This is a genomic window from Streptomyces fradiae (assembly GCF_041270065.1).
Taxonomy (GTDB): Bacteria; Actinomycetota; Actinomycetes; order Streptomycetales; family Streptomycetaceae; genus Streptomyces.
The window spans coordinates 890122-912977 of sequence record NZ_CP065958.1; the positions used below are offsets into that span (position 1 = coordinate 890122).

19 protein-coding genes and 1 pseudogene are annotated in these 22856 nt (G+C 73.3%); 14 read left to right on the forward strand and 6 right to left on the reverse strand.

Going from position 1 to position 22856, the window contains the following annotated elements; translation table 11 throughout:
• Positions 1–502: 502 nt before the first annotated feature.
• Positions 503–613, forward strand: a pseudogene (locus tag JAO84_RS03910) (SGNH/GDSL hydrolase family protein); the annotation flags it as partial.
• Between the two features lie 141 nt (positions 614–754).
• Here the strand turns inward: JAO84_RS03910 and JAO84_RS03915 are convergent.
• The 3 genes from JAO84_RS03915 to JAO84_RS03925 form a co-directional block, all read right to left on the reverse strand.
• On the reverse strand, positions 755–1180 hold the full coding sequence (locus JAO84_RS03915) for a YkvA family protein (RefSeq protein WP_370410414.1): 426 nt from the start codon (positions 1178–1180) through the stop codon (positions 755–757).
• A 15-nt stretch (positions 1181–1195) separates the two neighbouring features.
• The gene (locus JAO84_RS03920; protein ID WP_370410416.1) at positions 1196–2341 is read right to left on the reverse strand and encodes a Chromate resistance protein ChrB; all 1146 of its coding nucleotides are present in this window, start codon (positions 2339–2341) and stop codon (positions 1196–1198) included.
• A gap of 84 nt (positions 2342–2425) precedes the next feature.
• On the reverse strand, positions 2426–2842 hold the full coding sequence (locus JAO84_RS03925; RefSeq protein WP_370410418.1) for a secondary thiamine-phosphate synthase enzyme YjbQ: 417 nt from the start codon (positions 2840–2842) through the stop codon (positions 2426–2428).
• A 91-nt stretch (positions 2843–2933) separates the two neighbouring features.
• On the opposite strand from JAO84_RS03925, the gene JAO84_RS03930 reads away from it, so the two are divergent.
• The 6 genes from JAO84_RS03930 (at position 2934) to JAO84_RS03955 (ending at position 8262) form a co-directional block, all read left to right on the forward strand.
• On the forward strand, positions 2934–3020 hold the full coding sequence (locus JAO84_RS03930) for a putative leader peptide (protein WP_370416651.1): 87 nt from the start codon (positions 2934–2936) through the stop codon (positions 3018–3020).
• A gap of 143 nt (positions 3021–3163) precedes the next feature.
• Entirely contained in the window at positions 3164–4024 is an 861-nt protein-coding gene (locus JAO84_RS03935; protein WP_370410420.1) for an ABC transporter permease, read from the forward strand.
• On the forward strand, positions 3997–4773 hold the full coding sequence (locus tag JAO84_RS03940) for an ABC transporter ATP-binding protein (RefSeq protein ID WP_370410422.1): 777 nt from the start codon (positions 3997–3999) through the stop codon (positions 4771–4773). Before JAO84_RS03935 ends, JAO84_RS03940 begins: the two co-directional genes overlap by 28 nt.
• 152 nt (positions 4774–4925) lie before the next feature.
• A complete protein-coding gene (locus JAO84_RS03945; protein WP_370410424.1) occupies positions 4926–5834 on the forward strand; it encodes an ABC transporter substrate-binding protein in 909 nt (302 codons plus the stop codon).
• Positions 5831–7051 (forward strand): LLM class flavin-dependent oxidoreductase, encoded by a 1221-nt coding sequence (locus tag JAO84_RS03950; protein WP_370410426.1) that lies wholly within the window; start codon positions 5831–5833, stop codon positions 7049–7051. The genes JAO84_RS03945 and JAO84_RS03950 overlap by 4 nt, the downstream gene beginning before the upstream one ends.
• 134 nt (positions 7052–7185) lie before the next feature.
• Complete coding sequence (locus JAO84_RS03955) at positions 7186–8262, forward strand: NAD(P)-binding domain-containing protein (RefSeq protein ID WP_370416652.1); 1077 nt, start codon at positions 7186–7188, stop codon at positions 8260–8262.
• Here JAO84_RS03955 and mltG read toward each other — a convergent pair.
• Both mltG and JAO84_RS03965 read right to left on the reverse strand, forming a co-directional pair.
• On the reverse strand, positions 8228–9103 hold the full coding sequence (gene mltG, locus JAO84_RS03960) for an endolytic transglycosylase MltG (RefSeq protein ID WP_370410428.1): 876 nt from the start codon (positions 9101–9103) through the stop codon (positions 8228–8230). The genes JAO84_RS03955 and mltG overlap by 35 nt on opposite strands.
• Positions 9104–9401: 298 nt before the next feature.
• Positions 9402–11237 carry an ABC transporter ATP-binding protein gene (locus JAO84_RS03965; RefSeq protein ID WP_370410430.1) on the reverse strand — a complete coding sequence of 612 codons (1836 nt, stop codon included), beginning with the start codon at positions 11235–11237 and terminating at the stop codon, positions 9402–9404.
• Positions 11238–11329: 92 nt separating this feature from the next.
• Here JAO84_RS03965 and JAO84_RS03970 point away from each other — a divergent pair, with 92 nt between their 5' ends.
• The 5 genes from JAO84_RS03970 (at position 11330) to JAO84_RS03990 (ending at position 17318) form a co-directional block, all read left to right on the forward strand.
• Positions 11330–11791: a MarR family winged helix-turn-helix transcriptional regulator gene (locus JAO84_RS03970; RefSeq protein WP_370410432.1), complete on the forward strand. Its 462-nt coding sequence runs from the start codon at positions 11330–11332 to the stop codon at positions 11789–11791.
• A 40-nt stretch (positions 11792–11831) separates the two neighbouring features.
• A complete protein-coding gene (locus tag JAO84_RS03975) occupies positions 11832–14756 on the forward strand; it encodes an FAD-binding and (Fe-S)-binding domain-containing protein (RefSeq protein WP_370410434.1) in 2925 nt (974 codons plus the stop codon).
• A 137-nt stretch (positions 14757–14893) separates the two neighbouring features.
• Positions 14894–15460, forward strand: a complete 567-nt coding sequence (locus tag JAO84_RS03980; protein WP_370410436.1) for a SigE family RNA polymerase sigma factor — start codon at positions 14894–14896, stop codon at positions 15458–15460.
• A complete protein-coding gene (locus JAO84_RS03985; protein WP_370410438.1) occupies positions 15457–16344 on the forward strand; it encodes a hypothetical protein in 888 nt (295 codons plus the stop codon). The genes JAO84_RS03980 and JAO84_RS03985 overlap by 4 nt, the downstream gene beginning before the upstream one ends.
• A gap of 107 nt (positions 16345–16451) precedes the next feature.
• Positions 16452–17318: a pectate lyase gene (locus JAO84_RS03990; protein ID WP_370410440.1), complete on the forward strand. Its 867-nt coding sequence runs from the start codon at positions 16452–16454 to the stop codon at positions 17316–17318.
• 107 nt (positions 17319–17425) lie between these two features.
• On the opposite strand, the gene JAO84_RS03995 is transcribed toward JAO84_RS03990, so the two are convergent.
• Positions 17426–19027 carry a peptide-N4-asparagine amidase gene (locus JAO84_RS03995; RefSeq protein ID WP_370410442.1) on the reverse strand — a complete coding sequence of 534 codons (1602 nt, stop codon included), beginning with the start codon at positions 19025–19027 and terminating at the stop codon, positions 17426–17428.
• A 167-nt stretch (positions 19028–19194) separates the two neighbouring features.
• Here JAO84_RS03995 and JAO84_RS04000 point away from each other — a divergent pair, with 167 nt between their 5' ends.
• Together JAO84_RS04000 and JAO84_RS04005 are read left to right on the forward strand one after the other, a co-directional pair.
• Positions 19195–21027, forward strand: coding sequence for an ABC transporter transmembrane domain-containing protein (locus JAO84_RS04000; protein WP_370410444.1), 1833 nt, complete (start codon positions 19195–19197; stop codon positions 21025–21027).
• On the forward strand, positions 21024–22805 hold the full coding sequence (locus JAO84_RS04005) for an ABC transporter ATP-binding protein (RefSeq protein ID WP_370410446.1): 1782 nt from the start codon (positions 21024–21026) through the stop codon (positions 22803–22805). Before JAO84_RS04000 ends, JAO84_RS04005 begins: the two co-directional genes overlap by 4 nt.
• The last annotated feature ends 51 nt before the right edge of the window (positions 22806–22856 follow it).

The window sequence follows — 22856 nt, forward strand, 5'->3', positions numbered from 1 at the left end:
CTCCACGTGCTCGGCATCCTCCACCCCGACCGTCTCGCGCTGCGTATCCACGACGGCGCGTTCTCCGCCATGGGCCTCACCGCCCGTCACCCGCGCACTGGGGAGTTGCTGTCCACCGTGAAGTTCACGGTGCAGACCCTCACCCCCGCCGGCGAACTCCAGCGCGACCTCCAACGGGAGCTGACGTACGACGTGCTGCAGGCCGCCGAGACCAAGGGCAGCAGGGGCGGGCACCACCCCGCCGTGGCGGCGGCGCGATCCGCATGGCCGTCGCGGACCTCATGCCCGACCACACCGCCGGAGGAGGATGTCCCCGCCTCGGAGCTGCCAGCCACCCTCGACGTGCCGGGCAAGGTCGCCGACTTCCTCCACGCGGTCGACCTGGAGCCCGCCGAGCGGGCCGCGCTCGACCAGGGGCCGCCGTACGGCGAGGTCAGGGCTATACCCTGCGTGTCACCGCCGTGCCCGCGGTCCACCGCCGCCTTCACGACCTCCCCCAGCCTCTCGACGGCGAAACCTCGTGCTCACGACCGACCACATCCACCAGAACAGCCGGGGCGCCACCCTGATCGCTGAGGTCATCGACGCCGGTCTCCTGGCCCAGAACGCGTAGCCGGTTCCGGCGGCGGCCCCTTTCGACCGGACCTCTCGGCTACCACGACAAAACCACCACCCGCCGGCTCAACGAGACCGGGGGCCGATTTCGGGCTCTCGGCGGCCATGGTCAACGAGGATGAGCCGACGGCGAGCTGTGTCAGCCGGTCGTGGAGGTGTCACCCGCGCGGAGGAGTCCGGTCAGGCGCGCCAGGGCGGTGAAGCCGTCGTCGGTGCCGGGCCAGTGGGCGCGTACTGCGTCGATGCCGGCTCGGCGTACGACGGAGCGCAGAGTGAAGGCGACAATGATGGCGTCGTCGGCGTAGCCGATGACGGGGAGGAAGTCGGGGATGAGGTCGATGGGCAGGGCCAGATAGACCATCAGCGCGCCGAGGCGGATCCGTACGCCGCGGGGCAGGGTCTTGTCGGCGGCCAGGCGGCGCAGCAGGCGGATCAGGTCCGGAAGGAGCCGAATCGCCTCGGTGAGAAGGGCGCCGTTGGGCCGGATGAGGAGCAGGGTGATCATCAGGGCGAGCCAGGTGGCCAGCAGGCCGGCGGCGATCGCGAGGAGTATGTCCCACCACATGGGCTGACCTGCTTTCTATTCGACGGCGCGCAGCGTCGCCGATGCGGGCAGCGCGCCGGTGTCGGCCTGGTGGGTGGGGTGAATGCCGGCCTGCGCGGCGATGGCGGCGTCCTCGAACGCGGCCAGCGCCCTACGGCACCGCTCGACCGCTTCGCGCGCCGCGATGCCACCGGGGGCGCCGAAGTAGTCGCGGGCGGCGATCTTCGCTAGCCACTTGTCGAACCGTTCCAGGTCCGCCTCGGACTCCTCGACCTCCGCGTAGGTGGCGTTGCCCCGGGCGGTCTCCTTCTCCAACTCGGCGAGGAGTTCGGGGGCGCGTTCAACGACTTCGCCGTACTCGGTGTCACGCTCGGCGTTGAACTCCGCGACCAGCTGCGCGTACTCGGCCTCGTCCACGATGGCCACGGCGAGGTGCCGGGCGGTGCCCCCGTCGGCCCGGACGGAGGTCAGCAGTCGCGCTACCTGGCGGACCACCGGCGCACGGTCGGGGAGCAGGCACACCGACTGCTGCAGGTACAGCGCGCCTAGCGAGCGCAGCTTCCGCCACACCCGTACACGGGTCGCCGCCGGCGCGTCGCAGGACCTCAGCCGCGTGCGGGTGCAGCTCGACGCGCTCGACCCGGCCGTTCGGCACGGTGCGGACGTACTGGAAGCCGTACGACGGCTTGCCCTTCGGACGGCCGGCAGCGCGTATCTTCTTCGTCGCGTCGCGGTTGCGCCGCTGGATGGCACGCAGCTCCATCTGCGCGCCCCAGGCTTCCATCGTGAAGCGGTTCTCGTCGTTCGGGTCGTCGAGGTTCCAGTGTCCTCGTGCCCGTAGGTGACGAGGAGCTTGCCCTCGTCGCGCATCTTGTAGCCGGTGTTGAGACAGTCGACCACGTTGCGGCCGAGCCGGTCGACCGCTGCGGCGACCAGCCCGTCGTATGCGCCCCGCTCGTCGCGGAGCCACGGGCCGAGCTTCGGACGGGTCATCGGGTCGGTGGCGCCGGACACCTCCCAGTCGTCCGCCAGTCGATGATGTGACCGCCGACCGCAGCCGCCGCAGCCAGCACGTCCTCGCGCTGACGCTCCGGCGAGGTCGTGGCGGCTTGACCCGCGACAACCGACGTACTCCGAGCAGGCAATTTCGCAGCCGTCGTACGGCCGCTCGATCTCTTCCATGGTGGTGCCGCGCGCCCTTCTCCCGTTTCGCCGGAGCGTAAGGAGATTCGGCGGCCACACCCAGGACGATCTTGATCGACCTGATCAGCCCAGGAAGCTCAACCGCACCTGACGGCTGGGATTGTCGACATTGGTGTCCACCAGGCAGATCGACTGCCAGGTGCCCAGTTCCATGCGGCCCGCCAGGACCGGGACCGTCGCGTGGGGCGGCACCAGGGCCGGGAGGACGTGGTCGCGGCCGTGGCCCGGGGAGCCGTGGCGGTGTTGCCAGCGGTTGTCGGCGGGGAGGAGGTGGTGAAGGGCGGTCAGGAGGTCGGTGTCGCTGCCGGAGCCGGTTTCGAGGAGGGCCAGGCCGGCGGTGGCGTGGGGGACGAAGAGGTGGAGGAGGCCGTCGCGGCCGGAGGCGGTGTCGGCGAGGAACTGTTCGCAGTCGCGGGTGAGGTCGGTGACCGTCTCGGACGAGCCGGTGGTGACGGTGAGGAGGGTGCTGGTGAAGGACATGGGGGCATCTTGCCGTTCACCGGGCGGGATTGCGCGTCCACGCTCCGAGACGGCGTTGACCGGCCGCCGAACGGGTCGCTAGGTTCGCGCCATGTTGCGTACAGCACTGCTCACCACGCGCGGTCACATCGACCTGCTGCGGGTGGCCTCCGCCGCGTGTTCCCGCCGCGGCCGCTGACGCCCTTCTCCGCTTTCCTCGGCGTCTTCTTCGGCGTTCTCTTCAGCGCCTTCTTCTGTCTTTCCTCCGCGGCGTCCTGACGGACCGGCCGCCGCGCCCTCGCGCCTTCGTGCGCCCCCTCCACCTTCCCCGGAGCCTCCTTCATGACCCTCGGGCATGCACCGGCGCATTCTCCGCCGGATATTTCCGCTATTTCAGAGCTTGAATCGCTCGTCTCCGACCGGCGCGCCCGCCGGCTGCCGCGCCCGCCGCGCTGGCTGCGGCGCGCCGTCGGGCCCGTGCTTCTCCTCGTCCTCTGGCAGGTGTTGAGCGCCACCGGCGTGCTGAGCGGTGACGTGCTCGCGTCGCCCGGGACGGTAGCGCGGGCCGGCGGCGAGCTGGTGCGGGACGGGACGCTGCCGCACGCGATGCTGGTCTCCCTGCAGCGGGTCGCCGTGGGGCTGCTGATCGGCGGGGCGGCCGGGGTGTCCCTCGCGCTGATGTCCGGGCTCTCGCGGCTCGGCGAGGACCTGGTGGACGCGAGCGTGCAGATGCTGCGCACCGTGCCGTGGGTGGGGCTGATCCCGCTGTTCATCATCTGGCTCGGGATCGGCGAGGCCCCCAAGGTCGCGCTGATCGCGCTCGGCGTCGCCTTCCATCTCTACCTCAACGTGTACGCGGGGATCCGGGGCGTCGACGCCCAACTCGTCGAGGCGGGCGGGTCCTTGGGGCTCGGGCGCTGGGGGCTGATCCGGCACGTGGTGCTGCCCGGAGCGCTGCCGGGGGCCATGACCGGGCTGCGCTACTCGCTCGCCACGGCCTGGCTGGCCCTGGTCTTCGGCGAGTCCGTGAACGCCGACGCCGGCATCGGCTTCCTGATGAACCAGGCCCGCGAGTTCTTCCGCACCGACGTCATCGTCGTCTGCCTCGTCGTCTACGCCCTCCTCGGCCTCCTCGCCGACGCCCTCGTCCGCTCGCTCGAAAGGCTGCTGCTGCAATGGCGACCGACCTTCACCGGACAGTGACCGTCCGCGGCCTGACCCGCTCCTTCGACGGGCGGGCCGTCGTCGACGGACTCGATCTCACCCTGCGCGCGGGCCAGTTCACCGCTCTCCTCGGCCACAGCGGCTGCGGCAAGTCGACCCTGCTGCGCGTCCTCGCCGGCCTCGACCGGGAGATCAGCGGCACCGTGCTCGTGCCGAAGCGGCGGGCCGTCGCCTTCCAGGCGCCGCGGCTGATGCCGTGGAAGCGGGTCTGGCGCAATGTGCTCCTCGGGCTGCCCGGCCGCCCGGACCGCGAGCGCGCCGAACGGGCCCTCGCCGAGGTCGGCCTCGGACACCGGTCCGGCGCCTGGCCGAAGACGCTGTCCGGCGGCGAGGCCCAACGCGCCTCGCTCGCCCGTGCGTTGGTACGGGAACCCGATCTGCTGCTGCTCGACGAGCCGTTCGGCGCGCTCGACGCGCTGACCCGGATCAAGGCCCAGCGTCTGGTGGGCGAGTTGTGGCGGCGACGCGGCTGCACGGTGCTGCTCGTGACCCACGACGTCGACGAGGCGCTGCTGCTCGCCGACCGGGCGCTGGTGATGCGGGACGGTGTCATCGCCTACGACACCCCGGTCGCCCTCGACCGGCCCCGCGACCCCGCCGACCCCGGCTTCGCCGCCCTCCGCGCCCGGCTGCTCTCCGAACTCGGCGTCCACGACGCCCCGGACACCCTCCGGGACGCCCCCGCGACCGCGGAGACCCCCGCCCCGCCCGTACCCCAGACCGTCTGATCCGCCCCACTTCCCGAAGGTCACCGCGATGACACGCCTCCGCTTCCTCCGCCCCGCCGCCGCCCTCCTGCTCCCCCCTCGCCCTCCTCTCCTCCGCCTGCTCCCCCACGCCCTCCGCCGCCGCGGGCGACTCGTCCTCGGTCCTGCTGCGCGTGGGCGACCAGAAGGGCGGCGCCGAGGCCGTGCTGCGCGCGGCCGGGGAGCTCGACCACCTGCCGTACCGCGTCACCTGGTCGACCTTCACCTCGGGACCGCCACTCCTCGAAGCGATCAACGCGAAAGCCGTCGACTTCGGCGGCGTCGGCAACACCCCGCCCGTCTTCGCGGCCGGCGCCGGCTCGAAGATCACCGTGGTGGCGGCCACCCACGGCGATCCGGCCGGCGAGGCCATCCTCGTCCCGCGTGACTCGCCGCTGCGCTCCGCGGCCGACCTCAAGGGCCGTTCGATCGCCGTCGCGCAGGGCAGCTCCGCGCACTTCCAGCTGATCGCCTCGCTTGCGAAGGCCGGGCTCCGGCTCTCCGACGTCCAGGTGAAGCTGCTCCAACCGGCCGACGCGCTCGCCGCGTTCACCAGCGGCAAGGTCGACGCGTGGGCGGTCTGGGACCCGTACACCTCACAGGTCCTGGAGAGCGGCAGGGGCCGGGTGCTCACCGACGGGCGCGGGGTGGTCAACGGGCTCGGCTTCCAGGTGGCAGCGCCCGCCGCGCTCGCCGACGCGAAGAAGGCGGCGGCGATCGGCGACTTCGTCGAGCGGCTGCGGCGCGCGCAGGACTGGGTGTACCGGCATCCGGAGGCGTGGGCGAAGGTCTGGTCGAAGGAGACCGGCCTGCCGTACGAGGTGGCGCTCGCCTCGGTGAAGCGCAGCAACGGCACCCGGATCGCGGTCGCGCTCGACCCGGCGGCCGTCGCCTCCGAGCAGAAGATCGCCGACACCTTCGCCGAACTCCGGATGATTCCACGGAAGTTCCGCTTCGCGGACTTCGTCGACACCCGCTTCGACAAGAACCTGCCGCCGTCCACCACCCCGGCGCGCTCCTACGGAATGGACTCCTCCCGATGACCGTGCATCTCCACTGGTTCCTGCCGACCGGCGGCGACGGCCGCACCCTGGTCGACCGGCACGCCTACACCGACGGCGGCATCGGCCGCGCGTCGCGCACCGCGAGCGGGGTGCGCCCGCCGGACATCGAGTATCTGGCGCAGATCGCCAAGGCGGCCGAGCAGTTGGGCTTCGAGGCCGTCCTGACGCCGACCGGCACGTGGTGCGAGGACGCCTGGCTGACCACGGCGGCGCTGGCCCAGCACACCGAACGCCTGAAGTTCCTGGTGGCGTTCCGGCCTGGGGTGCTTTCGCCGGTGCTCGCCGCGCAGATGGCGGCCACGTACCAGCGGATCACCCGGGGCCGGCTCCTCCTGAACGTGGTGACCGGCGGCGACTCGGCCGAGCAGCGGCGCTTCGGCGACTTCCTGGACCACGACCGGCGCTATGCGCGGACCTCCGAGTTCCTGGAGATCGTGCGCGGGGTGTGGAGCGGCCGGCCGTACGACTTCCAGGGCGAGCACTACGAGGTCGAGGGCGGACTGACGGCGCTGCCGCCGGATCCGCTGCCGGAGATCTTCTTCGGCGGCTCGTCGGCGGCGGCCGGGCCGGTCGCCGCGGCGCACGCGGATGTGTATCTCACGTGGGGCGAGCCGCCCTGGCAGGTCAAGGAGAAGATCGACTGGATCCGCCGGCTTGCCGAGGAGCGGGGCCGTACGGTGCGCTTCGGCATCCGGCTGCACACCATCTCGCGGGACTCGGCGCGCGAGGCGTGGGCGACGGCGGACCGGCTGCTCGCGGATCTCGACCCGGAGACGGTGGCGACGGCGCAGTCGGCGCTCGGGCGCAGCGAGTCGGTGGGCCAGCAGCGGATGCTGGCGCTGCACGGCGGCGGCTCCCTCGACCGGGACCGGCTGGAGATCGCGCCGAACCTGTGGGCGGGCATCGGTCTCGTACGGGGCGGGGCGGGCACCGCGCTGGTGGGCAGCCACTCGGACGTGGCCGACCGGGTCGAGGAGTACCACGACCTGGGCGTGGAGCACTTCGTGCTCTCGGGCTATCCGCATCTGGAGGAGGCGTACTGGTTCGGTGAGGGCGTGACGCCGGAGCTCGCGGCGCGCGGCCTGCTGCCGACCCTGCCCGCCTCGCCGCTGCTCGGCGGCGGCCCGGCCGCGAACGGGCGCCCGGCCTCGGCCCCGGGCGGGGCGCCGCTGCTTGTCGCGGGCGGCGGGCGGTAGCCCGTATCGCAACGCCCTCATGACCGTGGGCGGGGCGCGGGAAGATCCCTGCCCCGCCCACGGTTGGTGGAATCGTGAACGATTTCGAGGTACACGACGTGGGCGGGGCTGACCGGACGACGCCGGGCGGCGCGGTGCGCTCCGTCGACGTGGTGGTCATCGGGGCCGGGCAGGCCGGCCTGTCCGCCGCCTACCACCTGCGGCGCACCGGCTTCGAGCCCGACCGGGACTTCGTGGTCCTCGACCACGCCCCGCGGCCGGGCGGCGCCTGGCAGTTCCGCTGGCCCTCGCTCACGTACGGCAAGGTGCACGGGATGCACGCGCTGCCCGGCATGGAGCTGACCGGCGCGGACCCGGCGCGGCCGTCCTCCGAGGTGATCGGCGGGTACTTCACCACGTACGAGGAGACCTTCGACCTGCGGGTGCACCGCCCGGTGGACGTCACCGCGGTCCGGGAAGGGGAGCACGGGCGGCTGCTCGTGGAGACCTCGGAGGGCACGTACGCCACCCGGGCGCTGATCAACGCCACCGGCACCTGGGACCGGCCGTTCTGGCCGCGCTATCCCGGGCAGGAGACCTTCCGGGGGCGCCAGCTGCACACCGCCCAGTACCCGGGGCCGCAGGCCTTCGCCGGGCAGCGGGTGATCGTGGTCGGCGGCGGCGCCTCCGGCACCCAGCATCTGATGGAGATCGCCGACGTCGCCGCCGCGACGACCTGGGTCACCCGGCGCGAGCCGGTCTTCCGCGAGGGCCCGTTCGGCGAGGTCGAGGGGCGGGCCGCGGTCGCCCTCGTGGAGGAGCGGGTACGGCAGGGGCTGCCGCCGCGCAGCGTCGTGTCGGTCACCGGCCTTCCGCTCAACGACGCCATTCGCGACGCCCGCGCCCGCGGCATCCTCGACCGGCTGCCGATGTTCGACCGGATCACCCCGACCGGGGTGGCCTGGGACGACGGGCGGACCGTGGACGCGGACGTGATCCTCTGGGCCACCGGTTTCCGCGCCGTGATCGACCATCTCGCACCGCTGCGGCTGCGCGAGCCGGGCGGCGGCATCCGGGTCGAGGGGACACGGGCGGTCCGCGACCCGCGGATCCATCTCGTCGGTTACGGTCCCTCCGCGTCCACCATCGGCGCCAACCGGGCCGGCCGGGCGGCGGTCGCCGACATCCGGCGGCTGCTCAGGAACGCCCCGCGGCCCGTCGCTGCTCGTTGAAGTCGGCGACGTTCGCCTGGTGTTCGGCGTAGCTGCCGGTGAAGCGGGTGTCGCCGTGGCGCACGGTCACGAAGTACAGCCAGTCGCCGTCCGCCGGGGCGACGGCCGCGCCCATGGCCTGGTCGCCGGGGTTGCCGATGGGTGACGGGGGCAGGCCGCGCCGCTCGTAGGTGTTGTAGGGGCTGTCGACGCGGGTGTCCTGGTGGGTGGTGTCGACGGTGTCCCGGCCCAGGGCGTAGTTGATGGTGGAGTCCATCTGCAGCGGCATGCCCTGGGCGAGCCGGTTGTAGACGACCCGGGCCACCTTGCCCATGTCCTCGGGGGTGTCGGCCTCGGCCTGGACGATGCTGGCGACGATGACCATCTGGTGCACACTCAGCCCGTGGCGGCGGGCGCCGTCGGCGATGCGCGGGTCACCGAAGCGCTTGGCGGCGGTGGCGACCATGTAGCGGAGCAGGCCGTCGACGGTGGTGGCCTTGTCGACCGGGTAGGTGGCGGGGAAGAGATAGCCCTCGGGGTTGCCCGCGGCGGCGGCCGGCAGGGCGAGCTTGGTGGCCGGGGCCTGGGCGGTCTTGCGTGCGGTGCCCTGGGGGAGCTTGAGGGAGCGGTCGACGGCCGCGTACACCTCGCCGTCGCGCCAGCCCTCCGGGATGAGGAGGGTGCGCTGCTTCTCGGGGACGGGGCGGGGCGCGGGGGCGTCGCCGCCGGTGAACAGCAGCAGCGGCACGGTGATGGCCGTGGCGGCGGCGAGCAGGCCGCCGAGCAGCAACGCGAGCTTCCCGCGCCGGGTGAGCCGGGTGCGGCGGCGACGGGGGTCGGGCTGCCAGGTCCGGTACGTCATGCGCGCACGCTAACCCGCCCCGTACCCGATTCCGCGGAACCCGCGCACGCGGCAGCGCCGCCGGTCCCTGGGACGGGGGCCGACGGCGCTGTGCTCTTCAGCAGACCTGCCAAGGGTCAGACGAGCCAGCCCAGGAAGTGGAGGACGCCGGCGAGCAGGTTGGTGATGACGTTCATGGTGGTGCTTCTCCTCGTACAGAGCTTTCTGTGGGACTGCGCGGTCGCGGTCTGCAGCCCGTCGCTCGCGCACCGTAATCATCCGACGCCGTACGGGAGTTGGGCAACGAAATCCGGAACGATCACACGTTCCGGGGAACAACCGCTCCCACGTTCGTGTGTTCGTCGCGGCGCACCAGGGCCGCGTACCGCCCGTCGAGGGCGAGCAGCTCCTCGTGGGTGCCGCGCTCGACGATGCGGCCGGCGTCCAGGACGACGATCTGGTCGGCGTCGCGGACGGTGGAGAGGCGGTGGGCGATGGTGATGGTGGTGCGGCCGGCCGAGAGCGCGTCGATGGCCTGCTGGACGGCGTGTTCGGTACGGGTGTCGAGGGCGCTGGTCGCCTCGTCGAGGATCAGCACCGGCGGGTCGCGCAGGATGGTGCGGGCGATGGCCAGGCGCTGCTTCTCGCCGCCCGAGAAGCGGTAGCCGCGCTCGCCGACCAGCGTGTCGTAGCCGTCGGGCAGCGAGGCGATGTGGTCGTGGATCTGGGCGGCGCGGGCGGCGGCTTGTATCTCCTCGTCGGTGGCGTCGGGCTTGGCGAAGCGCAGGTTGTCCGCGACGGAGGCGTGGAAGAGGTAGGTCTCCTGGGAGACCACGCCGACGGCGCGGGCGAGGGTGTCGAAGTCGAGGTCGCGCACGTCGACGCCGTCGAGGGTGACCCGGCCGTCGGTCACGTCGTAGAGCCGGGGGACGAGGTAGCTGAGGGTGGACTTGCCGGAGCCGGTGGGGCCGACCACGGCGAGGCTGCCGCCGGCCGGGACGGTGAGGTCGATCGCGTCGAGGGTGGGGCGGCCCTCGCCCTCGGGCTCGTAACGGAAGGTGGCCTTGTCGAAGGAGACCTCGCCGGCGACCTTGGAGAGGCGCACGGGCTCGTCGGGTTCGCTGATCTCGACGGGCAGGTCGAGGTACTCGAAGATGCGCTGGAAGAGGGCGAGCGAGGTCTGCATCTGCACGCCGGTGGACAGCAGGCTCACGGTGGGCCGGAAGAGGCCCTGCTGGAGCGAGACGAAGGCGACCAGGGTGCCGAGCGAGATCGCGGGGCCGCCGACCTGGAGGGCGAGGCCGGCCGCCCAGTAGAGCAGGGCGGGCATGGCGGCCATGACGATGCCTATCGTCGACATCCGCCAGCGGCCGGCCATGGAGGAGCGCACTTCGAGGTCGACCAGGCGCTCGGACTCGTCGGCGAAGGACTTCGTCAGGGAGTCGGCGCGGCCCATGGTGCGGCCGAGCAGGATGCCGCTGACGGAGAGCGACTCGGTGACGGTGGCGGCCATGGCGGCCATCTGCTTCTGGCGCCGGGTGGTGATCCGCTTGCGCTCGCGGCCGACCCGTCGGCTGATCCAGACGAAGAGGGGGAGCAGCAGCAGCGAGACCAGGGTGAGCCGCCAGTCGAGCGCGAGCATGGCGACGACGCTGGCGACGACGGCGGTGAGGTTGGAGACGAGCGAGGTGGCGGTCGAGGTGACCGTGGCCTGCATGCCGCCGATGTCGTTGGCGATCCGGGACTGGACCTCGCCGGTGCGGGTGCGGGTGAAGAAGGCCAGCGGCATGCGCTGCAGCTGGGCGTAGACCGCGGTGCGCAGGTCGTGCATGACGCGCTGGCCGACGGTGGTGGAGATGAGGGTCTGGAGCACGCCGAAGACGCCGGAGGTCACGGCGGTGAGGATCATGCCGAGGGCGAGCAGGCTGAGCAGCCCGGTGCGGCCCTGCGGGATGGCGGTGTCCAGGATCTCGCGGAGCAGGAAGGGCGAGGCGACGGACACCAGCGACGAGGCGGCCACGAGCAGTCCGACCACGGCGAGGCGGCCGCGATAGGGGCGGAAGAGCCGGAGGATGCGCCGCAGCTGGGCGGGTTCCTTGGGCTCCTTGGGATCACGGGCGGGGGGCGTCCAGGTGGACTCGTCGTGCGGATGCATGGGCTCCTACGAGGGTTCGAGAGTGGGGCGATGAGAGCATAGCTCATTGTTACCTATACTCACAATGCACGTGGTCCTGATATTGTTCCGTCATGAGTACCCCGGTCCTCCCCGACTCCCCCGACCCCGACGGTGTCCTCGCCGAGCAGCTGCTGCGGCTCACCCGCCGGCTGCACCGCCATCACAAGCGGTATCTGGAGCCGGTCGGGATCACCCCGGCGCAGTTCCGGCTGCTCCGGACGGTCGCGCACTACGAGGAGCCGCCGCGGATGGCCGATCTCGCGGCCCGGCTCGAGGTGGTCCCGCGCGCGGTGACGAGTCTGGTGGACGGCCTGGAGGCCGCCGGCCGGGTGCGCCGGGTGCCCGATCCGACCAATCGCCGGGTGGTCCGGATCGAGCTCACCGACGCCGGCCGCGACACGCTGAGGGAGCTGCGCAGCGCGCGCCGTGCCGCCGCAGAGGACATCCTTGCCCCACTGACCGTCGAACAGCGCGAAGTGCTCGGAGGTCTGCTGTCCGCCCTGGTCGACGGCGGTGCTGAGCGGGCCTGCTGAGATCGCCGGGCACGCCGCGCGCCGGAGGGGAGCGCTGGCCATGCCCGTACGGGAGCCGAACCCGCAGTCGCTGCGAGCCGGTACGAAGCGACGGGCGGCGCCCGACCGTGTGCCGGACCTCCAGGCCCGCGGCACCCCGAAGCATCTGCGCGAGGAGCTGGTGGCCGTCCTCGGCCCCGGGAAGGTGCTCTCGAAGGTCTCCGACCTGGTGCGTTACGCCTCCGACGCGAGCCCCTACCGCTTCCTGCCGCAGGCCGTGGTGGTGGCCGAGGACCTCGACGACATCTCGGCCGTCCTGTCGTACGCGCACGGCAAGGGCCGCGAGGTGGTGTTCCGGGCCGCAGGGACCAGCCTCAACGGGCAGGCGCAGGGCGAGGACATCCTGGTCGACGTGCGCCGGCACTGGGCGGGCGTGGAGGTCCTGGACGGCGGCGCCCGGGCCCGGATCCGGCCCGGCACGACCGTGGTCCGGGCGAACGCGGCGCTCGCGCCGTACGGCCGGGTGCTCGGTCCCGATCCGGCGAGCGCCCTCGCCTGCACGATCGGCGGGGTGGTCGCCAACAACGCCTCCGGCATGACGGCCGGCACCACCCGGAACTCCTACCGGACGCTCGCCTCGCTCACCTTCGTGCTGCCGAGCGGCACCGTGGTCGACACCGGCGACCCGGCGGCCGACGAGGAGCTGGCCCGGGCCGAGCCGCGGCTCTGCGCCGGTCTCATGGCCCTGAAGGCGGAGATCGAGGCGGACCCGGAGCTGACGGCCCGGATCCGCGCCAAGTACGCGATCAAGAACACCAACGGGTACCGGCTCGACGCCTTCCTCGACGGCGCCACCCCGGTGGAGATCCTGCGCGGTCTGATGGTGGGCTCCGAGGGCACCTTCGGCTTCATCGCCGAGACCGTCTTCGACACCGTCCCCCTGGACCGGATGGTGTCCACGGCCCTGCTCTTCTTCCCCTCGCTGCCGGCCGCCGCGGCCGCCGTGCCCCGCTTCAACGAGGCGGGCGCGCTCGCCGTGGAGCTGATGGACGGCAACACCCTGCGCGCCTCGGTGAGCGTGCCCGGAGTGCCGGGCGACTGGGCGGAGCTGCCGAAGGAGACCGCCGCGCTGCTTGTGGAGTTCCGGGCGCCGGACGAGGCCGGGCTTCGGGCGTACGAGGAGGCGGCGGCCGCCGTCCTGGCGGAGCTTGAGCCGGTCGCGCCGGTGGCCTCCGTGGACAATGCCTTCACCCGCGACCCGGGGACGATCGGCGGGTACTGGAAGGCGCGCAAGGCCTTCGTGACGGCGGTCGGCGGCTCCCGCCCGTCGGGGACGACGCTGATCACCGAGGACTTCGCGGTGCCGCCGGAGCGGCTCGCCGAGGCTTGCGCGGAGCTGCTCGACCTGCAGGCCCGGCACGGCTTCGACGCCGCCGTCGCCGGGCACGCCGCGCACGGCAATCTGCACTTCCTGCTCGCCTTCGACGCGGGCGACCCGGCCGACGTCGAGCGCTACGCGTCCTTCATGGACGAGTTCTGCAAGCTCACCGTGGAGCGTTTCGACGGCTCGCTGAAGGCCGAGCACGCCACCGGCCGCAACATCGCGCCGTTCCTGGAGCTGGAGTGGGGGCCGAGGGCGACCGAGCTGATGTGGCGGACCAAGGAGGTCATCGACCCGGACGGGGTGCTCGCGCCGCGGGTCGTCCTGGACCGCGACCCGCAGGCCCATCTGCGCGGCCTGAAGACCATCCCCACCGTGGAGGCGGTCGCCGACCCGTGCATCGAGTGCGGCTTCTGCGAACCCACCTGCCCCAGCCACGATCTGACGACCACACCGCGCCAACGGATCGTGCTGCGCCGGGAGATGATGCGGCAGGCGGACGGATCGCCGGTCGAGACGGCCCTGTTGGAGTCGTACGGCTATGACGCCGTCGACACCTGCGCCGGCGACTCCACCTGCGCTCTCGCCTGCCCGGTCGGCATCGACACCGGTGCGATGATGAAGGCGTTCCGGCACGAGCGGCACTCGCCGGCCGAGGAGCGGGTGGCGGCGCTCGCGGCGCGCCGGTTCAAGGCCGTGGAGGCCTCGGCGCGGCTCGCGGTGGCGGCGGCCGCCCGGATGGGCGACGGATTCCTGGCGTCGGTGACGGGCCTGGCGCGCAGGGCGGCGCGGCCGGACCTGGTGCCCGAGTGGCTGCCCGAGATCCCCGGCGCGGCCGGCCGCCGGCTGCCGCGCACCCACCGGCCGGCCGCCGTCGCCGTCTACTACCCGGCCTGCGTGAACCGGATCTTCGGCAATCCGGTCGGACTTGACGGTCCGTCACTGCCGGAGGCGGTGGTGGCGCTCTCGGCCCGCGCCGGGCGGCCGGTGTGGATCCCGGACGACGTGGCGGGCACCTGCTGCGCCACCATCTGGCACTCCAAGGGCTACGAGCGTGGCGACGAGGTGATGGCCAACCGGATCGTGGAGGCAGCCTGGGGCTGGACCGCCGGGGGCCGGCTGCCGCTGGTGGTCGACGCCTCGTCCTGCACGCTGGGCATCGCGCGCGAGGTCGTGCCGTACCTCACCGACGAGAACCGGGAGTTGCACGCGGAGCTCACCGTCGTGGACTCGCTGGTGTGGGCGGCCGACGAGCTGCTGCCCCGCCTCGACGTGCGCCACCGGGCCGGCTCGGCCGTGGTCCACCCGACCTGTTCCATGCGGCACCTGGGCGACGAGGAGAAGCTGACGGAGCTCGCCGGGGCCTGCGCGGAGGAGGTCGTCGTCCCGGTCGACGCGGGCTGCTGCGCCTTCGCCGGCGACCGGGGCATGCTCCATCCGGAGCTGACCGCCTCGGCCACCGCGCGGGAGGCCGCCGAGGTGACCGCCCGGAGCTTCGACCTGCATCTCTCGGCCAACCGGATGTGCGAGGTCGGCATGGACCGCGCGACGGGCCGCACGTACTACTCGGCGCTCATCGCCCTGGAGCACGCGACCCGCCCCTGACGATCCGCCCCCGACGGCCCTCCCCCGCCCGGTCGCCCCCCGGCCCGTCACCCGACGATTCGTTGATACAGTTCCGGATCTCTCCCCGGCGCACGGCTGTTCGACGCCCAGGGGACCACCAAGAGGAGAGACCGACCGTGGGGACTGACGTCGACGACGCCGCCTCCGTGGAGTTCCATGCCTTCTTCGAGCGCCACTACGCCGAACTGGCCCGCCTCGCCCATCTGTTGACCGGTGAGGCGGACGCCGCCGACGACCTGGCGGCGGACGCGCTGCTCGCGCTGTGGCACCGCTGGGACCGGGTGCGCGCCGCGGAGCATCCGGTGGCGTACGCGCGCGGGGTCGTCGCGAATCTCGCCCGCACCCGGATCCGCGGCGCGGTGCGGGAGCGGCGCCGGATCGCCCTGTTCTGGTCGCAGCGCGAGGAGCGGGCTGAGAACCCGGATGTCGCCGGGGTCGTCGACGTCCAGGCCGCGCTGCGCCGGCTGCCGTTCCGCAAGCGGGCCTGCGTGGTCCTTCGGCACGCCTTCGACCTCTCGGAGAAGGACACCGCGCTGGCCCTGGGCGTGTCGGTGGGTACGGTGAAGAGCCAGACCTCGAAGGGGATGGCCGAGCTGCAGCGGCTGCTCGGGACAGGCGGAGCGCCGCAGCGGTTGCAGGCGGCGATGGCGCGCGGCGGCGAGGCCGGAGGAAGGGACCGATGACGCGGGACGTGGACGACGAGCTGCGGGCCCGGCTGCGCGAGGCGGCCGCGGCGCATCGGCCGGACCGCGCCCGGATCCTGGCCAGGGTCGAGCGCGGCATGGCCGGGCCGGCCGGCGCGGAGCGCGGCGCGCGCCTGCGGCCGGCGGCCGGCCGACTGCGGCTCGCGGGCGTCACGGCCGCGGTCGCGGGTGTGCTCGCGGTCGGCGGCTTCGCCGTCGCCGCCGCGGTGAAGGAGGACGTCCCCACGCCGCCGCAGGGCACGGTCTCCATGCCGCCCACGCCCGCGCCGTCGGCGTCACCGAAGGAGACGGGCCACCCGCCCGTCGTCCCGACGGGTCCGACGCCGGGGGCGACGGACGGGCGTACCACCGACCCGAAGCAGCCCGACCGGACCGCCGCCGCACCCCCGACCACCACCCCGGTCGCGGGCGGCGACTCCTCCGCCTCCGCCCCGCCCCCGGGCGGGACCGCCGGCGTCGCGGACGGGCCGCTGTGGTCGGACGGCTCGGTGGACCCGCACAGCAACGCGTACTGGGCGCAGAGCAACGTCACCCTGAAGACGACCGCGGAGCTGTCCGCGCTCACGGTCCGGCTCCGGGTCGCGCAGACCGGCGGGGTGGCCTCGACGGGCGCCTGGCGCTCGCTGCCGGAGCAGGACTTCGCCCTCACCGTCGAGGAGCGGGACGGCTTCGTCGTCTACACCTGGGTGCTGAAGCAGGGCCGTACGGTCCCGGCGGGCGAGTGGGTGTTCGCCGGGCAGTACGACCACCGGAGCGGCGGCCGGGACGCCAAGGACGACCGGTACACGGCCACGGCGACGACCTCCGCGGGTGCCGAAAGCCGTTCCGTTTCGGGGGACTTCGCGCCGCACGGCGACAACTGAAAGAACCCCGGCGGGTCTTCGTAAAAAATCTTCCTCGGCACGGCAACCCTTTCCGCACCGGTGGCGACTACGGGGCGCAAGCATCCCCCACCACTCAAGGAATGGGTATGACAGTCCAGCCCGAACGGCCCATACGCCGGCACCGTCGCAGCCTCACCAGGCGGCGCGCGGTCATCGGCGGCGCCGCCGCGTTCGGCCTCCTCGGGACGGCGATCGTCACCACGACGATGCTGTCCTCGGCAGGTGCCGCCTCCACCTCCGCTGCCGCCTCCGCCGCCGCCTCCGCCTGGCCGAAGGCCACCGGCACGAAGCCCGTCAGCAGCACCCTCAAGGTGACGGGCACGTACGACGGCAAGTACCAGCGCTTCCAGGGCAGCGGCCCGCTCGGCGGCAGCGGCCAGGACGAGGGCCAGGACCCGGTGTTCCAGCTCGCGGACGGCGCGGTCCTGAAGAACGTCATCCTCGGCACTCCCGCCGCCGACGGCATCCACTGCCTGGGCAGCTGCACGCTGCAGAACGTCTGGTGGGAGGATGTCGGCGAGGACGCCGCCACCTTCAAGGGGAAGTCGGCGTCGTCCGTCTACACGGTCTACGGCGGCGGCGCGCGGCACGCGAGCGACAAGGTGTTCCAGTTCAACGGCGCCGGCAAGCTCGTGGTGACCAAGTTCCAGGTGTCGGACTTCGGCAAGCTGGTGCGCACCTGCGGCAACTGCAAGACGCAGTACAAGAACCGCCAGGTGATCGTCAACGACGTGGACGTGACCGCGCCGGGCAACTCGATCGTCGGCATCAACGCCAACTACGGCGACACCGCGGCCCTGCGCAATGTGCGCATCAGCGGCGACGCCGGCAAGAAGATCAAGCCGTGCACGCGCTTCCAGGGCAACAACACGGGCGCCGAGCCCAAGGTCCTGGGCACCGGCCCCGACGGCACGCACTGCCGGTACACGGCGGCGGACCTCACCTACAAGTAGGCCCTACCAGTAAGCCCTACCAGTAAGCCCTACAGGTTATCCGCCCCGCATGAGCGGTGTCCGGGCCCTCGGCGGACGGCCCGGACACCACACCGGTCCCGCGGCGCTCAGCAGCGCCGCAGGTCCTCGACCAGGGTCCCCTGGACGGTCTTCAGGGACCGGTCGTAGCAGCCGCCGGACCCGTAAGTGCGGTAGCGCTCGGCGCTGGTGCCGACCGCGTGCCGCTGCTCGCGCGGGACGCCGAGGGTGAAGGCGGCGTCGCCGGTGTAGGTGTCGTCGAGCCGCGACCAGGACAGCCGCCGGCCGTCGCGGACGACGTCGACGGAGGCGCGGTCGCCGATGGTGAGGACGGTCCGCAGCCGGTTGCCGGCGTCGATGGTGATCTCGCCGTCCATCGTGTACGCGCGGTGGGTGCGGGTCGCCGTCCGGCCGACCGTCACCGTCTCGTCGTCGCGCCAGGCGGCGGTGAGCGCGTCGGGGTTCTCGTCGGCGCCCCAGCGGTGCGTCGAGGTGTTCTCCACGGTGCGGGTGACCGTGGTGGAGACCCGGCCGTGCGAGGTGTTCAGATGGCCGGCGACGGTGAGCGTGTGCCCGCCGGCGGCTTCCAGGACGTCCGGCGAACCGGCCTTGTACACCGCGGAGTTGTGCGGGACTCCGGCCTCGTGCCGGTCGAGGGCGCCGTTGACGACCTTGCTGCCCTCGTCCTGCCAGAGCAGCACGTTCGCGGGCACGCTCCAGCCGCTCTGCCCGGCGGGCACGCCGGCCACGGACACCTCGACGCGGTGGGCGCGCCCGTCGTTGAGCACGGCGGCGAAGGGGGTGAGGTCGTAGACGACCGGCTGCACGTCGAAGGCGCGCGGGGCGGGCGTCACGTACCAGAGGAAGGGGTTGGACCAGCCGCCGGTCCACACGTGCGGGAAGGGCGCGGCGATGCCGGCGAGCTGCCCGTCGACGGAGATCTGCACTTCGCGGTACGGGCCGTCGGTGGCCTTGCAGGAGTAGGGCGCCGCGTCGGGGACGGTGAGGTACCAGAACTCCTCGCAGCCGCCGCCCGAGCCGGTCGCGTACACCTCGGCGAGCACGCGTTCGGTGTTCCGCGGGGTGGTGAGGGTGCCGTCGGTGAGCGGCAGCACGCGGTCGGGGGTGCCGGCGGCGGGCTTCACCGGGCCCTGGGCGGTGTGGAAGGCGAGGGTGACGCGGACGTCGATGACGCCGGTGTAGGTCTCGTTGACGACGTTGCCGATGAGCATCTCGACGGGCTGGGGGCGGCTGAGGACGTCGCGGTAGCGGGTGACGTCCTTCTCGACCGTCCAGGCGATGCCGTCGGGCGAGGGTTCGGGGGTGGAGGTGCGGAGGATCTCGACGCCGCCGACGCTGAGGTGGCCGAGGCGGTCGTACTGACGCCCCTTCACCTTGCCCTCCAGGCGCAGCACGACCTTGTTCCAGCGGGTGCCGCACTCCTTGGGCGGGGCGTAACTCCCCTTGTACGGCGTGAAGTCGCGGAACTGGGCCTCGGCGAGGGTGACTTCGCAGCTGCGGGTGCCGGGGACGGCGACCGGCGGGGCGGCGGTGACCGGGTCGTGCCAGTCGGTGGTGAACTCGGCGGGCGGGGTGGGCGCCTGGTCCGCGTGCGCCGCCGGGGCGGCGAGCAGCAGTCCGGCGGCCAGGGTGAGGCCGCCGATCATGCTCATGATCTTCCGTTGTCTCATGGGTCGGCAGTGAAGCGCGGGCCCGGTGGGGCGCGCCAGAGGGCGTGGGCCCGGCTTGGCGGGATCTGTTCGGAGTTGCCGGAAAATCGTTTGCCGGGGTGCGGCGCGCGGCGCAAACCTTGAAGGTCCGGGGGTTGTGAAGGCCCCGTCACGACCGTTGGGGCGTCATGCAGATCAAAGACCTACCGTACGCCGACCCAGGGGTTCCGGACGTCCGCTCGGGCTTCCGCTTCCTCCTCTGGCTCGGCCGGCGCCAGCTGGGCGCACAGCTGGCGTGCCTGTTCTGGGGCCTGCTGCTGCAGCTGGGCATCGCCGGGCTTCCGCTCGGCGTCGGTCTGTCCGTGCAGGCGGTGGTGGACCGCGACGGCGGCCGGTTCGCCCTCGGCCTCGGGCTGCTGGCCGGCTGCGGCCTGGCCATCGCGGTCGGCGACACGATGGTCCACCGGGTGGCCGTGACCAACTGGATCACCGCCGCCGCCCGGGTCCAGCAGCTGCTCGCCCGCAAGACCGCGGAGCTCGGCTCCGTCCTGACCCGCCGGGTCGCGGCGGGCGAGGTCGTGGCGGTCTCCACGGCCGACGTGGAGAAGATCGGCTGGTTCGTCGAGGCGGTGTCCCGCTTCGCGTCCGCCGCCGTCGCCCTGGTCGCGGTCTGCGTCGGCCTCGTGCTGTACCAGCCGGAGCTCGGCCCGCTGGTCGCGCTCGCCGTGCCCGTGCTCGCCCTCGCCGCGCTGCCGCTGCTCCCCCGGGCCACCCGGCGGGCCGACGAGCAGCGCGAGAAGGCCGGGCGGGCCACCGAGCTGGCCTCGGACACGGTCGCCGGGCTCCGGGTGCTGCGCGGCATCGGCGGCGAGGAGCTGTTCCTGCGCCGCTACCGGACCGCCTCCCAGGAGGTGCGCCGGGCCGCGGTGCGCAGCGCCCGGATGTGGGCGCTGATCGCGGCGCTCCAGGTGCTGCTGCCGGGCCTGCTGCTCGTCGGAGTGGTGGTGTACGGGGCGCGGCTCGCGCTCGACGGGCAGATCTCGGTGGGCGCCCTGGTCACCGTCTACGGCGCGGTGGCCCTGATCCATCATCCGCTGCGCGTGTTCGAGGAGATCGCCATGGCGTACTCCTTCTCGCGCCCGTCGGCCCGGCGCGCCGCCCGGGTGCTCGCCCTGTCCCGTACGACGACCGTGCGGGCCGGGACGAGCGGGACGGATGTGGCGGTGGTCGCGGTGCCGGACGGGGATCTGTACGACCCGGTGACGGGGGTACGGGCGCCCGCGGGGGCTTTCACCGCGGTGGTGTGCGGCGACCCGGACGCGGCCGGCCGGCTCGCGGACCGGCTCGGCGGGCATCCGGCGGAGCCGGCGGAGGGGCACGCCTCGGCGCTGCTCGGCGGGGTCGCGCTCGACGAGCTGCCCCTGGACACCGCGCGGACCGCCGTCCTGGTGCAGGACAAGGATCCGGTGCTGCTCTCGGGCAGCCTCGCGGAGCTGCTCGACGTGCCGTCCTCCGGCAAGGTGCCGGCGGCCGACGCGCTGGACGCGGCCCGCTGCGCCGACGTCCTCGACGCGCTCGCGCAGGCCTCCGTGGACACCGGCGGCGACCCGATGCGGACCCGGATCACCGAGCGCGGCCGGTCGCTGTCCGGCGGGCAGCGGCAGCGCCTCGCCCTGGCCCGTTCGCTGGTCACCGACCCGGACGTGCTGGTGCTCGACGAGCCGACCTCGGCGGTCGACGCGCACACCGAGGCGCGGGTGGCGGCCGGGATCAAGCGGCTGCGGGCCGGCCGGACCACCGTGGTCCTGGCCTCCTCGCCGCTGCTGCTCGACCTCGCGGACCGGGTGGTCCTGGTCGACGACGGCACGGCCGTCGCCGTCGGCACCCACCGTGAGCTGCTGGCCCGCGAGCCCCGCTACCGGGCGGTGGTGACCCGCGAGACCGAACCGGAAGCCGCCCTCGACGGGGACCGCGACGGCGGCCTCGTCCCCCTCGACGCACTGGAAGGAGAGAGCGCGTGATCCGCGTGGCACCGCCCGCCCACGACCCGGCCGCGCCCCGGTCGGCCACCACCCTGCCGGTCGCCGGCGCGGTCACCGTCCGCGGCTACGTACGGGAGCTGCTGCGCCGCCACCGGCGCGCGTTCGCCGTCCTCGTCGCGGTCAACGCGATCGCCGTGACGGCGTCGATGGCCGGCCCGTATCTGCTCGGCTCGGTGGTGGACGCGCTCACCGCCGGGGCCCGGGAGCTCCATCTGGAGCGCACCGCCGCCCTGTTCGCGGTGGCGCTGCTCGCCCAGACGGTGTTCACGCGCCTGGTCCGGCTGCGCGGCGCGATGCTCGGCGAGGAGATGCTCGCCGATCTGCGCGAGGACTTCCTGGTGCGGTCGGTGGCGCTGCCGCCGGGCGTCCTGGAGCGGGCGGGCACCGGCGATCTGCTGTCCCGGATCACCACCGACATCGACCGGCTCGCCAACGCGATGCGCGAGGCGGTGCCGCAGCTCGTCATCGGCGTGGTGTGGGCGGGGCTGCTCGTCGCCGGCATCGCGGTCACGGCGCCGCCGCTCGCGCTCGCGCTGCTGCTCGCCGCGCCGCTGCTGATCACCGGCTGCCGCTGGTACTTCCGGCGCGCGCCCGCCGCGTATCGCTCGGAGGCCGCCGGTTACGCGGCCGTGGCCGCCGCCCTCGCGGAGACCGTGGACGCGGGCCGTACGGTCGAGGCGCACCGGCTCGGCCGGCGCCGGGTCGAGCTGTCGGACCAGCGGGTCCGGGAGTGGACCCGGTGGGAGCGCTACACCCTGTATCTGCGCGCGGTGCTGTTCCCGGTGGTCAACCTCACCCACACCGTGGTGCTCATCGGCGTCCTCTCGATCGGCGGCACCCTCGTCTTCTGGGGCCGGATGGACGTGGGGCAGCTGACCACGGGCGCGCTGCTCGCGCAGATGCTGGTCGACCCGATCGGCATCGTGCTGCGCTGGTACGACGAGCTCCAGGTCGCCCAGGTGTCGCTGGCCCGGCTCGTGGGCGTGCGGGAGATCGAGCCCGCGGCGGGCGAGGAGTCCGTACGGCCCGAGGGACGCGCGGTGCGCGCGGATGAGGTGCGCTTCGGCTATCGGGAGGGCGTGGACGTGCTGCACCGGGTGTCGATGGACGTCGCCCCGGGCACCCGGCTCGCCCTGGTCGGCCCGTCCGGCGCCGGGAAGTCGACCCTCGGCCGGCTGCTCGCCGGGGTGTACGCCCCGCGCGCGGGCACGGTCACCCTGGGCGCGGCCGAGCTGGCCCGGATGCCGGCCGAGCGGGTCCGCGAACACGTCGCCCTGGTCAACCAGGAGCACCATGTCTTCGTGGGCTCGCTCCGGGACAATCTGCTGCTCGCGCGGGCGGGCGCCGGGGACGCCGAGCTGTGGGCGGCGCTCACGGCGGTCGACGCCGAGGAGTGGGCGCGGGCGCTCGACGCGGGCCTGGACACCGAGGTCGGCTCGGGCGGGCAGGCGCTCACCCCGGCCCAGGCCCAGCAGGTGGCGCTCGCCCGGCTCGTCCTGGCCGACCCGCACACCCTGGTCCTGGACGAGGCGACCTCGCTCCTCGACCCGCGTGCGGCCCGGCATCTGGAGCGCTCGCTGGCCCGGGTCCTGGACGGCCGCACGGTCGTGGCGATCGCGCACCGGCTGCACACGGCGCACGACGCCGATCTGATCGCGGTGGTCGAGGACGGCCGGATCAGCGAACTGGGCAGCCACGACGAGCTGGTGGCGGCGGACGGCGCGTACGCGGCGCTGTGGCGCTCCTGGCACGGCTGAGGCCACGCAGACGCCGCCGCTTCCGCGGGCAGGCGTACGGAAAGGGGCCGC

Excerpts from the sequence above, each read along its gene's own strand:
- JAO84_RS03915 (WP_370410414.1), bottom strand. The coding sequence starts at position 1,180 with ATGTGGTGGGACATACTCCTCGCGATCGCCGCCGGCCTGCTGGCCACC.
- JAO84_RS03950 (WP_370410426.1), top strand. The coding sequence starts at position 5,831 with ATGACCGTGCATCTCCACTGGTTCCTGCCGACCGGCGGCGACGGCCGC.
- JAO84_RS03975 (WP_370410434.1), top strand. The coding sequence starts at position 11,832 with ATGCCCGTACGGGAGCCGAACCCGCAGTCGCTGCGAGCCGGTACGAAG.
- JAO84_RS03935 (WP_370410420.1), top strand. The coding sequence starts at position 3,164 with ATGACCCTCGGGCATGCACCGGCGCATTCTCCGCCGGATATTTCCGCT.
- JAO84_RS04000 (WP_370410444.1), top strand. The coding sequence starts at position 19,195 with ATGCAGATCAAAGACCTACCGTACGCCGACCCAGGGGTTCCGGACGTC.
- JAO84_RS03920 (WP_370410416.1), bottom strand. The coding sequence starts at position 2,341 with ATGGAAGAGATCGAGCGGCCGTACGACGGCTGCGAAATTGCCTGCTCG.
- JAO84_RS03930 (WP_370416651.1), top strand. The coding sequence starts at position 2,934 with ATGTTGCGTACAGCACTGCTCACCACGCGCGGTCACATCGACCTGCTG.
- JAO84_RS03990 (WP_370410440.1), top strand. The coding sequence starts at position 16,452 with ATGACAGTCCAGCCCGAACGGCCCATACGCCGGCACCGTCGCAGCCTC.
- JAO84_RS03985 (WP_370410438.1), top strand. The coding sequence starts at position 15,457 with ATGACGCGGGACGTGGACGACGAGCTGCGGGCCCGGCTGCGCGAGGCG.
- JAO84_RS03965 (WP_370410430.1), bottom strand. The coding sequence starts at position 11,237 with ATGCATCCGCACGACGAGTCCACCTGGACGCCCCCCGCCCGTGATCCC.
- JAO84_RS03925 (WP_370410418.1), bottom strand. The coding sequence starts at position 2,842 with ATGTCCTTCACCAGCACCCTCCTCACCGTCACCACCGGCTCGTCCGAG.
- mltG (WP_370410428.1), bottom strand. The coding sequence starts at position 9,103 with ATGACGTACCGGACCTGGCAGCCCGACCCCCGTCGCCGCCGCACCCGG.
- JAO84_RS03995 (WP_370410442.1), bottom strand. The coding sequence starts at position 19,027 with ATGAGACAACGGAAGATCATGAGCATGATCGGCGGCCTCACCCTGGCC.
- JAO84_RS03970 (WP_370410432.1), top strand. The coding sequence starts at position 11,330 with ATGAGTACCCCGGTCCTCCCCGACTCCCCCGACCCCGACGGTGTCCTC.
- JAO84_RS03940 (WP_370410422.1), top strand. The coding sequence starts at position 3,997 with ATGGCGACCGACCTTCACCGGACAGTGACCGTCCGCGGCCTGACCCGC.